The organism is Streptomyces sp. P9-2B-2 (assembly GCF_030406865.1).
Taxonomy (GTDB): Bacteria; Actinomycetota; Actinomycetes; order Streptomycetales; family Streptomycetaceae; genus Streptomyces; species Streptomyces platensis.
Window position 1 is genome coordinate 3,567,977 of record NZ_CP129126.1, and the last position, 12,902, is coordinate 3,580,878.

At 70.0% G+C, this 12,902-nt stretch carries 7 protein-coding genes; 3 read left to right on the forward strand and 4 right to left on the reverse strand.

The genetic code is table 11. From position 1 onward, the window contains the following. Window positions 1–125 precede the first annotated feature (125 nt). Both QT196_RS15520 and QT196_RS15525 read left to right on the forward strand, forming a co-directional pair. Window positions 126–1,061 carry an ABC transporter permease gene (locus QT196_RS15520; protein ID WP_168479400.1) on the forward strand — a complete coding sequence of 312 codons (936 nt, stop codon included), beginning with the start codon at window positions 126–128 and terminating at the stop codon, window positions 1,059–1,061. Beyond that, window positions 1,048–1,857, forward strand: coding sequence for an ABC transporter ATP-binding protein (locus QT196_RS15525; RefSeq protein ID WP_168479402.1), 810 nt, complete (start codon window positions 1,048–1,050; stop codon window positions 1,855–1,857). The genes QT196_RS15520 and QT196_RS15525 overlap by 14 nt, the downstream gene beginning before the upstream one ends. 93 nt (window positions 1,858–1,950) lie before the next feature. Here QT196_RS15525 and QT196_RS15530 read toward each other — a convergent pair whose 3' ends face one another. From QT196_RS15530 to QT196_RS15540, 3 genes are all read right to left on the reverse strand, one after another. Continuing rightward, the gene (locus tag QT196_RS15530) at window positions 1,951–6,912 is read right to left on the reverse strand and encodes an NAD-glutamate dehydrogenase (protein WP_168479404.1); all 4,962 of its coding nucleotides are present in this window, start codon (window positions 6,910–6,912) and stop codon (window positions 1,951–1,953) included. 464 nt (window positions 6,913–7,376) lie between these two features. Then, a complete protein-coding gene (locus tag QT196_RS15535; RefSeq protein ID WP_248001161.1) occupies window positions 7,377–8,075 on the reverse strand; it encodes an HAD family hydrolase in 699 nt (232 codons plus the stop codon). 58 nt (window positions 8,076–8,133) lie between these two features. Next, on the reverse strand, window positions 8,134–8,640 hold the full coding sequence (locus QT196_RS15540) for a hypothetical protein (protein WP_235468197.1): 507 nt from the start codon (window positions 8,638–8,640) through the stop codon (window positions 8,134–8,136). A gap of 297 nt (window positions 8,641–8,937) precedes the next feature. Here QT196_RS15540 and QT196_RS15545 point away from each other — a divergent pair, with 297 nt between their 5' ends. Then, window positions 8,938–9,813: an Rv3235 family protein gene (locus tag QT196_RS15545; RefSeq protein WP_290355101.1), complete on the forward strand. Its 876-nt coding sequence runs from the start codon at window positions 8,938–8,940 to the stop codon at window positions 9,811–9,813. Between the two features lie 95 nt (window positions 9,814–9,908). Here QT196_RS15545 and secA read toward each other — a convergent pair whose 3' ends face one another. Then, entirely contained in the window at window positions 9,909–12,740 is a 2,832-nt protein-coding gene (secA, locus tag QT196_RS15550) for a preprotein translocase subunit SecA (protein ID WP_290355102.1), read from the reverse strand. Window positions 12,741–12,902: the final 162 nt, after the last annotated feature.

Genomic DNA, 12,902 nt, shown 5'->3' on the forward strand with positions numbered 1-12,902 from the left:
CCGTTACGACGCTACGGTTGCGTTTCGACGCGAGCTCCCTTTAGTGTCGGCGTCGCGACGATACGGACCCGTCCCGTCGTCGTACTCCGTTCCGCTTCCCCCGTCACGCCAGCGAAAGCGGCCCCATGCCCCAGACCCTCGCTCCCCCGGCCCCGGCGCCCACCGGGGCCGCCACCCCCGGCGCGGCCCCCGACCCGGAGCTGCGCGCCCTGGCCGAGCGCCATGGACTCACGGTGAGCGGCGCCCGCCCCTCACTGCCCGAGTACGTCCGCCGGCTGTGGCAGCGGCGGCACTTCATCAGGTCGTTCGCCGGCGCCAAGCTCACCGCGCAGTACAGCCAGGCGAAGCTGGGCCAGCTGTGGCAGGTGGTGACCCCGCTGCTCAACGCGCTGGTCTACTACTTGATCTTCGGTCTGCTGATCGGCACCAACCGGAACGTGGACGACTACATCCCGTTCCTGGTGACCGGCGTCTTCATCTTCACCTTCACGCAGAGCTCGGTGATGGCCGGTACGCGGGCGGTCTCCGGCAACCTCGGTCTGGTGCGGGCACTGCACTTCCCGCGGGCCTGTCTGCCGATCTCGTTCTGCCTGATGCAGCTCCAGCAGCTGCTGATGTCGATGGGCGTCCTCATCGCCATCCTGCTGGCGTCCGGCCAGCTGCCGGGCTGGTCGTGGCTGCTGGTCGTGCCGGCGCTGGTGCTCCAGTTCGTGTTCAACACGGGGCTGGCGATGGTGATGGCGCGGCTGGGTTCGAAGACCCCGGACCTGGCGCAGCTGATGCCGTTCATCATGCGGACGTGGATGTATGCCTCCGGCGTCATGTACAGCATGAGCGCGGTCACCGCGGGCAAGCACGTGCCCACCGTCGTCCAGGTCCTGCTGGACCTCAATCCGGCGGCCGTCTACATCGACCTGATGCGGTTCGCGCTGATCGACAGCTTCCACGCGCAGCAGCTGCCCCCGCATGTGTGGGCGCTCGCCGGGGGCTGGGCGCTGGTGATGGGTGTCGTGGGCTTTGTGTACTTCTGGAAGGCTGAGGAGCGGTATGGACGTGGCTGAGCAGAACAACGGCGTCCGCGCCACCGAGGCGGCCGGGGCCCGCATCCCGACGGTGATCGCGGACGATCTGCACATCGTCTACCGCGTCTACGGCACCGGCGCGGGCAAGGGCACCGCCACCGCGGCCCTCAACCGCATCGTGCGCCGCAAGCCCTCCTCGGGCGTGCGCGAGGTGCACGCGGTCAAGGGCGTCTCCTTCACCGCGTACCGGGGTGAGTCGATCGGGCTGATCGGTTCCAACGGCTCGGGCAAGTCGACGCTGCTCAAGGCGGTCGCCGGGCTGCTGCCCGCCGAGCGCGGCAAGGTCTACACGCACGGCCAGCCCTCGCTGCTGGGCGTCAACGCGGCCCTGATGAACGATCTGACCGGCGAGAAGAACGTCCTTCTCGGCGGCCTGGCGATGGGCATGTCCCGTGACCAGGTCCGGGACCGCTACGACGGCATCGTCGACTTCTCCGGCATCAACGAGAAGGGCGACTTCATCTCGCTGCCGATGCGCACCTACTCCTCCGGCATGTCGGCCCGGCTGAAGTTCTCCATCGCCGCGGCCAAGGACCACGATGTGCTGATGATCGATGAGGCGCTGGCCACCGGTGACCGCAGCTTCCAGAAGCGCTCCGAGGCCCGCATCCGCGAACTCCGCAAGGAAGCCGGCACCGTCTTCCTCGTCAGCCACAACAACAGGTCCATCCGCAACACCTGCGAACGCGTCCTGTGGCTGGAGCGCGGTGAGCTGATCATGGACGGCCCGACGGACGAGGTCGTCGCGGCGTACGAGAAGCAGACGGGCAAGTAGTCCGCACCCGGACACGACGGAGGGGCGCACCCGTGAGGGGTGCGCCCCTTTGCCGTGACCGGAACCCGGGCCGCACGGGGCGGCCCGGCTCCGTCAGTTGTGCGTGCGCAGCAGCGTACGCATCGTCCGCATGGCCACGGACAGGTTCGCCAGATCGAAGCCTTCCGACCCGTGGATCTCCTCCAGCGTCGCGCGGGCGCGGCTGAGGATCGCCGCGTTGGCCTGCTCCCAGGCCTTGAACCGCTGCTCCGGCGTCGAGGAGCCGTTGCCCACCGACAGCACGTCCGAGGTCAGTGCCGCGTGGGCGGCGAAGAGGTCCTCGCGGATCGAGGCGCGGGCCATCGACTGCCAGCGGTCGTTGCGCGGCAGCTCCAGGATGCGGTCGAGGAGCTGGTTGATCCGCAGCCGGTCACCCAGGTCGTAGTAGACCTCGGCGACATCCAGCGGCTCCTTGTCGAGCCGGTCGGCGACCGCGACGATGTCCAGCGCCGGGAAGACCGAGGAGAAGCCGGAGACCTGGACGGCCAGCTGCTCGGGCACGCCCGCGTCGGTCAGCTCCTCCAGGATCGCCTGGAACCACTCCAGGTCGCCGCCCTGGAGCAGCTTCGGCAGCTCGGACCACACCTGCGCGACCCGGTCCGCGAAGAAGTCGATGGTCTCGGACAGCTCCAGCGGCTGCGGGCGGTTGTTGAGCAGCCAGCGGGTGCCGCGCTCGACCAGCCGCCGCGAGTGCAGCCGGATCCGGGTCTGGACGTCGGCCGCGACGACATTGTCGAGCGCCTCGACGTCGTCCCAGACCTGGTTGAGCCGGAAGATGACGCGGGCCGCGGTGTGCGCCCGGACGACTTCTTCGAGGGAGGCGCCGGTCTCCTCCCGCATGCGGTGCAGGAAGCTCGTACCGCCGGTGTTGACGGTGTCGTTGACCAGCACCGTCGTGACGATCTCGCGGCGCAGCGCATGCCCGTCGACCTGCTCGGGGAACCGGTCGTGCAGCGCCGAGGGGAAGTAGGCGTGCAGCAGCCGCTGGAGGTAGGCGTCGTCCGGCAGCCCGGTCTGGATCAGCGCTTCGGAGACCGTGATCTTGGTGTACGCGAGGAGCACCGCGGTCTCGGGCTGGGTCAGCCCGCGGCCGGCGTTCAGCCGCTCACGGATCTGCCGGTCGGTGGGCAGGAACTCCAGCGCCCGGTTGAGATCGCCGTCGCGCACCAGGCGGCGCATGAAGCGCTGCTGGGCGTTGAGCATGCTGGAGGACTGGGCGAGGGCCAGTGCCAGTGCGGTGTTCTGCGCGTAGTTGTTGCGCAGCACCAGCGCGCCGACCTCGTCGGTCATCTCGGCCAGCAGCTTGTTGCGCTGCTTGACCGTCATGTCGCCGTCCCCGACCACGGCGTTGAGCAGGATCTTGATGTTCACCTCGTGGTCGGAGGTGTCCACACCGGCGCTGTTGTCGATCGCGTCGTTGTTGATCTTCCCGCCGGCGGTGGCGAACTCGATCCGGCCCAGCTGGGTCAGGCCCAGGTTGCCGCCCTCGCCGACGGCCTTGACCCGCAGGTCCTCGCCGTTGACCCGGATGGCGTCGTTGGACTTGTCCCCCACATCGGCGTTGGACTCCGCCGAGGACTTCACATACGTGCCGATGCCGCCGTTCCACAGCAGGTCGACCGGCGCCTTGAGGATGGCCTGCATCAGATCGGCGGGCGTCATCTTCTTCACCCCGGCCTCGATGCCGAGGGCGGCCCGGACCTGCGCGTTGATCTGGATGGACTTGGCCGAGCGCGGGTGGATGCCGCCGCCCTGCGAGAGCAGCTCGGTGTTGTAGTCCGCCCAGGACGAGCGGTTCAGCTCGAAGAGCCGGCGGCGCTCGGCGTACGAGGTCGCCGCGTCCGGGTTCGGGTCGAGGAAGATGTGCCGGTGGTCGAAGGCGGCGACCAGCCGGATGTGCTCGCTGAGCAGCATGCCGTTGCCGAAGACGTCACCGGACATGTCGCCGACGCCGACGACGGTGAAGTCCTCGGACTGGGTGTCCACGCCCAGCTCGCGGAAGTGCCGCTTGACCGACTCCCAGGCGCCGCGTGCGGTGATGCCCATGCCCTTGTGGTCGTAGCCGGCGCTGCCGCCGGAGGCGAAGGCGTCGCCCAGCCAGAAGCCGTACGACTCGGCGACCTCGTTGGCGATGTCGGAGAAGGTCGCGGTGCCCTTGTCGGCCGCGACGACGAGGTAGGTGTCGTCCTCGTCGTGCCGGACGACGTCCTTGGGGTGCTCGACCTCGCCGCCGACCAGGTTGTCGGTGATGTCCAGCAGACCGGAGATGAAGGTCTTGTAGCAGGCGATGCCCTCGGCGAGCCAGGCGTCGCGGTCCTGCGACGGGTCCGGCAGCTGCTTGCCGACGAAGCCGCCCTTCGCGCCGACCGGCACGATGACGGTGTTCTTGACCATCTGGGCCTTGACCAGGCCGAGGATCTCCGTACGGAAGTCCTCCCGGCGGTCCGACCAGCGCAGACCACCACGGGCGACCTTGCCGAAGCGCAGGTGGACGCCCTCGACCTGCGGGGAGTACACCCAGATCTCGTACGCCGGGCGGGGCGCGGGCAGGTCGGGGATGGCCTGCGGGTCCAGCTTCATGGACAGGTAGCTGTGCGGGCTGCCCTGGCTGTTCTTCTGGTAGTGGTTGGTGCGCAGCGTGGCCTTGATGACCGTGAGGAAGGACCGCAGGATCCGGTCCTCGTCCAGGGAGGCGACCTGGTCGAGCGCGCCTTCCAGTTCCTCCAGCAGCCCGTCGGTCAGCTCCGTGCCGGCCCGCTGCCGGTCCGGGGACATCCGCGCCTCGAACAGCGAGACCAGCAGCCGGGTGGTGTGGACGTTGTTGGCGAGCGTCTCCTCCATGTACGTCTGGCTGAAGGTCGCACCGGCCTGCCGCAGGTACTTGGCGTAGGCCCGCAGCACCATCGCCTGGCGCCAGTTGAGGCCGGCGCACAGCACCAGCGTATTGAAGTTGTCGCTCTCGGCGGCGCCGGTCCACACGGCGCTGAAGGCGTCCTGGAAGCGCTCGCGGGCGTCGTCGCCCTTGACGTGCTCCGGCATCCGCAGCCCGAAGTCGTAGACCCAGGCGATGGTGGCGTCGGCGCAGCGCAGCTCGTGCGGGCGCTCGTCGACGACCTCGACGCCCAGGCGGTTCAGGCCGGGCAGCACCCGGGACAGCGAGACCGGCTCGCCCCTGCGGTAGATCTTGAAGCGGCGCTCGCCGGGGCCCGCGTCGACCGGCTCGTAGAGGCTGACGGAGAAGTCGCGGCCGGGCTCGCCGGTGAGCTTCTCCAGATGCTGGACGTCGGCGACGGCGCTGCGCGGGCTGTTGTCGGCCTTGTAGCCCTCGGGGAAGGCATGGCCGTAACGGCGCAGCAGCTCGGCTGCGCGCTCCTCGCCGACCTCTGCGTTGAGGGCCTCGGAGAAGCCGTCGGCCCAGGAGCGGGCGGCCTCCACCAGCCGGCTCTCCAGGCGGTCGGCGTCGGCGTCGGTGAGCTCGGGCAGGCTGGCGCCGGGCTCGACGCGGATGACGAAGTGCAGCCGGGAGAGGATCGACTCGGTGTTCCAGGCGGTGAAGTCGACGCTGGTGCCGCCCAGTTCCTCCTTGAGGATGTCGATCAGGCGCAGCCGCACACCGGTGGTGTAGCGGTCGCGCGGGAGGTAGACCAGCGCGCTGTAGTAGCGGCCGTACTCGTCCTGGCGCAGGTAGAGCCGCAGCCGGCGGCGCTCTTGCAGGTAGAGGACACTGGTGGCGATGGACCGCAGTTCGTCGACCGGCGTCTGGAACAGCTCGTCGCGCGGGTACGTCTCCAGGATCTGGAGCAGGTCGCGGCCGTCGTGGCTGTCGGCGCTGAAGCCCGCGCCTTCCAGGACCTCGGCGACCTTGCGGCGGATGACCGGCACCCGGCGCACGGACTCGGTGTACGCGGCCGAGGAGAACAGGCCCAGGAAGCGCCGCTCACCGACGACATTGCCCTTGGCGTCGAACTTCTTGACGCCGACGTAGTCGAGGTAGGAGGGGCGGTGGACGGTGGCACGGCTGTTGGCCTTGGTCAGGATGAGCAGCTTGTGCTCACGGGCCTTGGCGCGGGCGTCGGCGGGCAGCCGGTTGAAGGACGGCGAGACGGGGTGGCCGTCGGCGGTCTCGCGGTGCGTCGGGTCGGCGCGCAGTATGCCCAGACCGGTGCCGGGCACGGCGGTCAGCACGTCCTCGTCGGCGCCGCCCTCACCGGGCGCGGTGGTCAGCTCGTACTCGCGGTAGCCGAGGAAGGTGAAGTGGTCGGCGGACAGCCACCGCAGCAGCTCCTGGGCCTCCTCGATCTCCTGGGCACCCAGATCGTCGGCGACCGGCTCGGCGGGCAGCTCGTCGGCGATGCGGCCGGCGGCGGCCCGCATCTTCTCCCAGTCCTCGACGGCCTCACGGACGTCGGACAGCACCCGCAGCAGATCGGCGGTGATCTGCTGGAGGTCCTCGCGGTCGGTCTCGCGGTCCATCTCGACATGGATCCAGGACTCGGTCACCGCGTCGTGCGGCAGCTTCGTGGCCTTGCCCTTGCCGGACTTGCCGTGGGCGTCGCAGTTGGAGTCGAAGACCTCGATGAGCTTGCCGGTCACATCACGGCGGACGATCACCTGCGGGTGGATCACGACATGGATGCCGCGGCCCTGCCGGGAGAGCTCATTGGTGACCGAGTCGACCAGGAAGGGCATGTCGTCGGTGACGACCTCGACGACGGAGTGGCTGCACGTCCAGCCGTTCTCCTCGACGGTCGGGGTGTGCACCCGGACGTTCGCGGTGCCCTGGGGGCGCATTTCCGCGAGGCGGTAGTGCGAGAGCGCGGCGCCGACGACATCCACCGGGTCACGGTCGGTGAGGTCCTCGGGGGCGGTGTGCAGGTAGTAACGCTGGAGGTATCCCGAAAGGGTGTCCGGGTCGAGGCCGCGTCCGGGGTGCTTCCCCCCGGCCTGGCTGCTTTCAACGACCCGGGCGGCCCTGGCGAGCAGCTCGGTTTTGGCTTCATCCAGCTTGTTCTGCATGTCCTCTGGCTCCTGTCGCGCGCCGTTGCGTGACGTTGTGGAAGAACGTGGTGGAAGCCGCACAACGCCGCGACGTGGGGTGTCCCGTCGCTTTCGACGCTATGCCGCGTGGAGAGAAGGCCGCGCCGTTATCGGCAATCTTTGACAATGCCGACACGGGTGGATGGCCGCAACGACCAGCGACCGCCCGGTCACGGTGGTGCCCCGGGCGCACGGCAGGGGCCTCGATGCCCCCGCGGGTTATCGCGCTGATCACGGTGCAAGGCTATCGCTCCCCACAGGGGTGCCGTCATGGGCCTTGGGGGAACAAATCCGCGGCCCGAACTTAGACCTTCTGGACAAGGAAACGCCGGGGTGGGGTGTGCGTGCCGTCACCGCGCCCGGATGCCCGGCGGACCACCGGACGACCGGTGTGTGGGAAAGCCGTGCCAGGAGACACCCAGCGGCCCGGGGTGTCTTCCGCCCTAGAGGACGATCTCTCCCGCCAGCCCGACCGCCTCGGCGAGCGTGTCCACCACCGGCACCCCGGCGGTCTCCAGGCTCCCGCGGCTGTGCGAGCCGCCCGTGTAGAGCACCGCGTACGCACCCGCGTCCTGCGCCGCCACCGCATCGTCCACGGCGTCACCGATCACGACCGTACGGCCCGGATCGACGCTCTCCATCGCCGCCAGATGCCGCACCATGTGCGCGCTCTTGGTGCCCCCGGACGGCCCGGTCCGGCCCTGCACCCGCACGAACCGCGACGCGATCCCGAAGTCGCGGACGATCGGTATCAGCTCGTCGTGCCCGTACATGCTGAGGATCGACTGGCTGCGCCCGGCCGACTGCCACCCCTCCAGCAGCGCGTGCACCCCCTCGGCGAGCTCACAGCCCAGCCGGTGCGTGCTGTAGTGGCGGTGGAACGCCTCGTCCATCACCAGCCACTCCGCGTCCGTCGGCAGCCGCCCCATCAGCCGCTCGTAGAACCGCGGCACGGGCACGCAGTACAGCTCCCGGTACGTATCCAGCGTGATCGGCTCCAGCCCGATCTCCGCGAAGGCCGAGTTCGTCGCGCCGATGACGGCGTCGATGTCGTGGAACAGCGTGCCGTTCCAGTCCCAGACGATGTGCGTGGCGTGCTGCCCCATGCGGTCCCCCAGCTCGGTTCCGGTGCGCTTCCCCATGAAGAAAAAGTACCCGCACCCACCGACAACGCGTCCGGACCGGCCCGCGTCCCGCCGTTCAGCCGAGCAGCTGCGGGATCTCCTGCACCCCGAACCACATCAGGTCGTGGTCCTCGGCACCGTCCACCGTGAACCGGGCGTCGTCATCGCCCTGGTCCGCCGCGCCGAGCGCCGCCGCGGCCGCCGCGATGTCCGCCTCCGCGTCGTCGGCGTCCACATGCACCGCCGCGGCCTTCGACAGCGGCACCGGCCCGGCGACCCGCACCTCACCCAGCGCCGACGGGTCGAGCCCGCGGTCCGGGTCGGCCACCGCGGCGCCGTCCGGCACGTCCACGGCCACCACGACCCGCCGCCGCGCGGCCTCGGGGTGTCCGGCGAGCAGGCGCAGCGACGCCTGGGCGGCGCGGCCGAGTGCCGCGTACTCCAGTTCCTCGATGTCGTCCGAGACGTACCACTCGCGCAGCGCCGGGGTGACGGCGTACGCGTCGAGGGGGCCGGGGCCCAACTCGCCGTTCTTGTGCGCCTCTGCGAGACCGGAAAGGGTCAGGGGGACATAGACGCGCATGGCAGCCGCTTCCGCTCGATTCACTCGACTCCGAAGATTGTCCCGCCAGCATACGGGCGTGCGTCCCCCATCGTGGCGCCCCCGCGCCCCCCGCGCCGTCCGCCCAGGGACCCTCCACCGCCCCGCTCCCACGGCTTGATCCCGGGCCCGCGCCACGGACGGGTGAACTCTGCGCACCCCTGATTCCGGCCCCTCCGCGCCTTGCTGCCGTCCCGGCCCCGCCGATAGAAGATCCCCACCACAAAAAGCTACCGCCCAGTAATTCACGGGCCCGGCACCACGGGGGCGATCACCAGCATGACCGGAACCGACCACACTCCGGCACCCACCACGTCCACACCCATCGCCGCCACGGCCACGGGGCGCATCACCCGGTCCACCGCGCCCCCGACGCCCCAGGCACCCCCGGCACTCTCGGCACTCTCGCCACTCTCGGCACCCGACGGCACCACGGCCGACAGCGGCCCGCGCCCCAGTCCCGCCGTCGCCCCGGGCACGGTCCCGGCCGTTCCCCGGCCGCGACGGTCCCCCGCCGACCGCCGCCCCCTCGGCCCGGCCGGCAGCGGTCCGGGCGCGTCCGGGCGGGGCCCCGCATCGTCCGGCCGGAGCGGCCCCGCGGGTCCCGCCGGCCGAGGCAGCTCGGGTGGCCGGGGCCCCGGCCCCGCCGGCCGTGGCCCCACCCGGACCACACCACGCCTCGCCCACCCCTCCGCCGCGGCGGCCGCCGCCGAGAGCCGCCGGATCCGCACCGGCACCCCCGTCGACGCGGCCGGTACCCCCCTGCCGACCGCCGGCGCCCGGCAGCGGGCCCACGAGAGCCGGCCGCACCACTGGTTCGCCCAGCAGCTGGTGCTCGCGCTCAGCGGGCAGCGCCCCGTACACGCCCTGCTGGGGCATGCGCTGCCCGCCGCCTACGACCGGCTGGCGGAGCTCGCCCCGCAGGCACCGCTGCGGCCTGCCACGGGTCCCGGGCGGCGCGGCCCGGCCCCCACGGTGCGCGACTGCGGACTGTGCCGGCCGCGCCGCGGGGTCATCGAGGCCTTCGCCAGGATCGCGGCGGGCGAACGGCTGCGGGCGCTGGCCTTCCGGCTGGAGCTGGGCGCCGACTCCCGCTGGCGCTGCGCCGCCCTCGACATCGGTCCGACCCCCGCCCTCCGGTGCGCGGCCTCATGACGGGCACACAGAAGGGCGCCCCGGCCGTCCTCCGGCCGGGGCGCCCTCCGCGCCGCGACCCGGGCACCCCGTGCCCGAGCCGCGTCGGCGCTCTCTTACTTCTTGCGGCGGCGCCCGGCGCTCTTCTGGGCCTTGCGCCGCTCGGCGCGGGTCAGACCGTCCGCCTCGGAACGGGCCGGGCCCGCCTCCTCGTCGCTGATGAAGTCGCCCTCGATGACGCTGCCGTCACCGTCCACCTTGGGCGCGGTGAAGTGCAGCCGATCCGGACGCTGCGGCGCCTCCAGGCCCTTGGCGTGGATCTCCGGGCGTCCCGCGGCGGCCGGCACGGCCTCCTGCACACCCTTGTCCAGCGAGGTCGGCTCCACCGCTTCCTGCACCGGGACCTCCTCGACCTGCTGCTCGACCTGGACCTCCAGGTTGAACAGGTAGCCGACGGACTCCTCCTTGATGCCCTCCATCATCGCGGTGAACATGTCGAAGCCCTCGCGCTGGTACTCGACCAGCGGGTCCTTCTGGGCCATCGCCCGCAGGCCGATGCCCTCCTGGAGGTAGTCCATCTCGTAGAGGTGCTCACGCCACTTGCGGTCCAGGACGGACAGCACGACCCGGCGCTCCAGCTCCCGCATCACATCCGAGCTGAGCTGCTCCTCGCGGGCGGCGTACTGCTCGTGGATGTCGTCCTTGACGGCCTCGGCGATGAAGTCGGAGGTGATGCCCGCGCGGTCGCCGGCCTCCTCCTCCAGCTCCTCGATGGTCACCTTGACCGGGTAGAGCTGCTTGAACGCGCCCCACAGGCGGTCCAGGTCCCACTCCTCGGCGAAGCCCTCGACGGTCTCCGCGTGGATGTAGGCGTCGATCGTGCCCTCCATGAAGTGCGTGACCTGCTCCTGCAAGTCCTCGCCCTCCAGGACGCGGCGGCGCTCGCCGTAGATGACCTCACGCTGGCGGTTGAGCACCTCGTCGTACTTCAGGACGTTCTTTCGCGTCTCGAAGTTCTGCTGCTCGACCTGCGACTGGGCGGAGGCGATCGCCCGGGTCACCATCTTGTTCTCGATCGGCACGTCGTCGGGGACGTTGGCCATCGCCATGACCCGCTCGACCATCTGCGCCTTGAACAGCCGCATCAGGTCGTCGCCCAGGGACAGGTAGAACCGCGACTCGCCGGGGTCACCCTGACGGCCGGAACGACCGCGCAGCTGGTTGTCGATCCGCCGCGACTCATGCCGCTCGGTGCCCAGGACGTAGAGCCCGCCGAGCTCCTTGACCTCTTCGAACTCCGCCTTGACCGCGGCCTCGGCGCGCTCCAGGGCGGCGGGCAGCGCGGCCGCCCACTCCTCGACGTGCTCGACCGGGTCCAGGCCGCGCTGGCGCAGCTCCGCCTCGGCCAGGTCGTCGGGGTTGCCGCCGAGCTTGATGTCCGTACCACGGCCGGCCATGTTCGTGGCGACCGTCACCGCGCCCTTGCGGCCGGCCTGCGCGATGATCGGCGCCTCACGGTCGTGCTGCTTGGCGTTGAGCACCTCATGGGCGACACCGCGCTTGTTGAGCTGCTGGGAGAGGTACTCGGACTTCTCGACCGAGGTGGTGCCGACCAGGATCGGCTGGCCCTTCCCGTGCTTCTCGACGATGTCCTCGACGACCGCGTCGAACTTCGCGGTCTCGGTGCGGTAGATCAGGTCCGCCTGGTCCATCCGGACCATCGGGCGGTTGGTCGGGATCGGGACGACGCCGAGCTTGTAGATCTGGTGGAACTCGGCGGCCTCGGTCATGGCCGTACCGGTCATGCCGGAGAGCTTGTCGTAGAGACGGAAGAAGTTCTGGAGGGTGATCGTGGCGAGCGTCTGGTTCTCGTCCTTGATCTCCACTCCTTCCTTCGCCTCGATGGCCTGGTGCATGCCCTCGTTGTAGCGGCGGCCGGCGAGGATACGGCCGGTGTGCTCGTCGACGATCATGACTTCGCCGTCGATGACGACATAGTCCTTGTCGTTCTTGAAGAGCTCCTTGGCCTTGATCGCGTTGTTGAGGTAACCGACGAGCGGGGTGTTCACCGACTCGTACAGGTTGTCGATCCCCAGCCAGTCCTCGACCTTGCTGACACCGGACTCATGGATGCCGACGGTGCGCTTCTTCTCGTCGACGTCGTAGTCGCCGGTCTCCTCGATGCCGCGCTGCGGGTTGGCGGTCTCGCCCCGCTTCAGACGCTTCACCAACTTGGCGAAGTCGCCGTACCACTTGGTGGCGGAGTCGGCGGGGCCGGAGATGATCAGCGGCGTACGGGCCTCGTCGACGAGGATCGAGTCGACCTCGTCGACCACCGCGAAGTTGTGGCCCCGCTGCACGAGTTCGTCCTGCGACCAGGCCATGTTGTCGCGCAGGTAGTCGAAGCCGAACTCGTTGTTCGTGCCGTAGGTGATATCGCAGTTGTACTGCTCACGGCGCTGGGCCGGCGTCATGTCGGCGAGGATGCAACCGACCGTCAGACCCAGGAACTTGTGGATCCGGCCCATCATCTCCGAGTCGCGCTCGGCCAGGTAGTCGTTCACCGTGATCAGGTGGACGCCCTTGCCGGACAGCGCGTTGAGATACGTCGGAAGGGTGCCGACCAGGGTCTTGCCCTCACCGGTCTTCATCTCGGCGACGAACCCCATGTGGAGGGCCGCGCCACCCATCAGCTGGACGTCGTAGGGACGCTGGCCGAGCACCCGCCGGGCGGCCTCTCGGACCGTGGCGAACGCCTCGGGCAGCAGGTCGTCGAGGCTCTCGCCGTCCGCGAAGCGCTCCTTGTACTCATCCGTAAGGGCGCGCAGCTCCGCGTCGGAGAGCACCGCGAAGTCCTCCTCGATGGAGTTGACCTGGCCCGCGATGCGGTGCAGTTTGCGCAGGATCTTTCCTTCGCCTGCACGCATGATCTTCGTCAAGACGGACACTTGGGCTGGTCTCCTTGCCGGTCGGGCCTGCACGGTCGAGTGCGCGGGCGCGGCATTTTTCCAAGGGGGCAGGCCCCGCCGCAACGGCCATCGTAAAGGAGGACGCTGCCGGGCCGGGAGGTACGCCGCAGCGAACGCCGCTGTCCCTTCCCCACGTGAACG

Coding starts and splice junctions, on each gene's coding strand:
- QT196_RS15520 (WP_168479400.1), top strand. CDS start 126: ATGCCCCAGACCCTCGCTCCCCCGGCCCCGGCGCCCACCGGGGCCGCC.
- QT196_RS15525 (WP_168479402.1), top strand. CDS start 1,048: ATGGACGTGGCTGAGCAGAACAACGGCGTCCGCGCCACCGAGGCGGCC.
- QT196_RS15530 (WP_168479404.1), bottom strand. CDS start 6,912: ATGCAGAACAAGCTGGATGAAGCCAAAACCGAGCTGCTCGCCAGGGCC.
- QT196_RS15535 (WP_248001161.1), bottom strand. CDS start 8,075: ATGGGGAAGCGCACCGGAACCGAGCTGGGGGACCGCATGGGGCAGCAC.
- QT196_RS15540 (WP_235468197.1), bottom strand. CDS start 8,640: ATGCGCGTCTATGTCCCCCTGACCCTTTCCGGTCTCGCAGAGGCGCAC.
- QT196_RS15545 (WP_290355101.1), top strand. CDS start 8,938: ATGACCGGAACCGACCACACTCCGGCACCCACCACGTCCACACCCATC.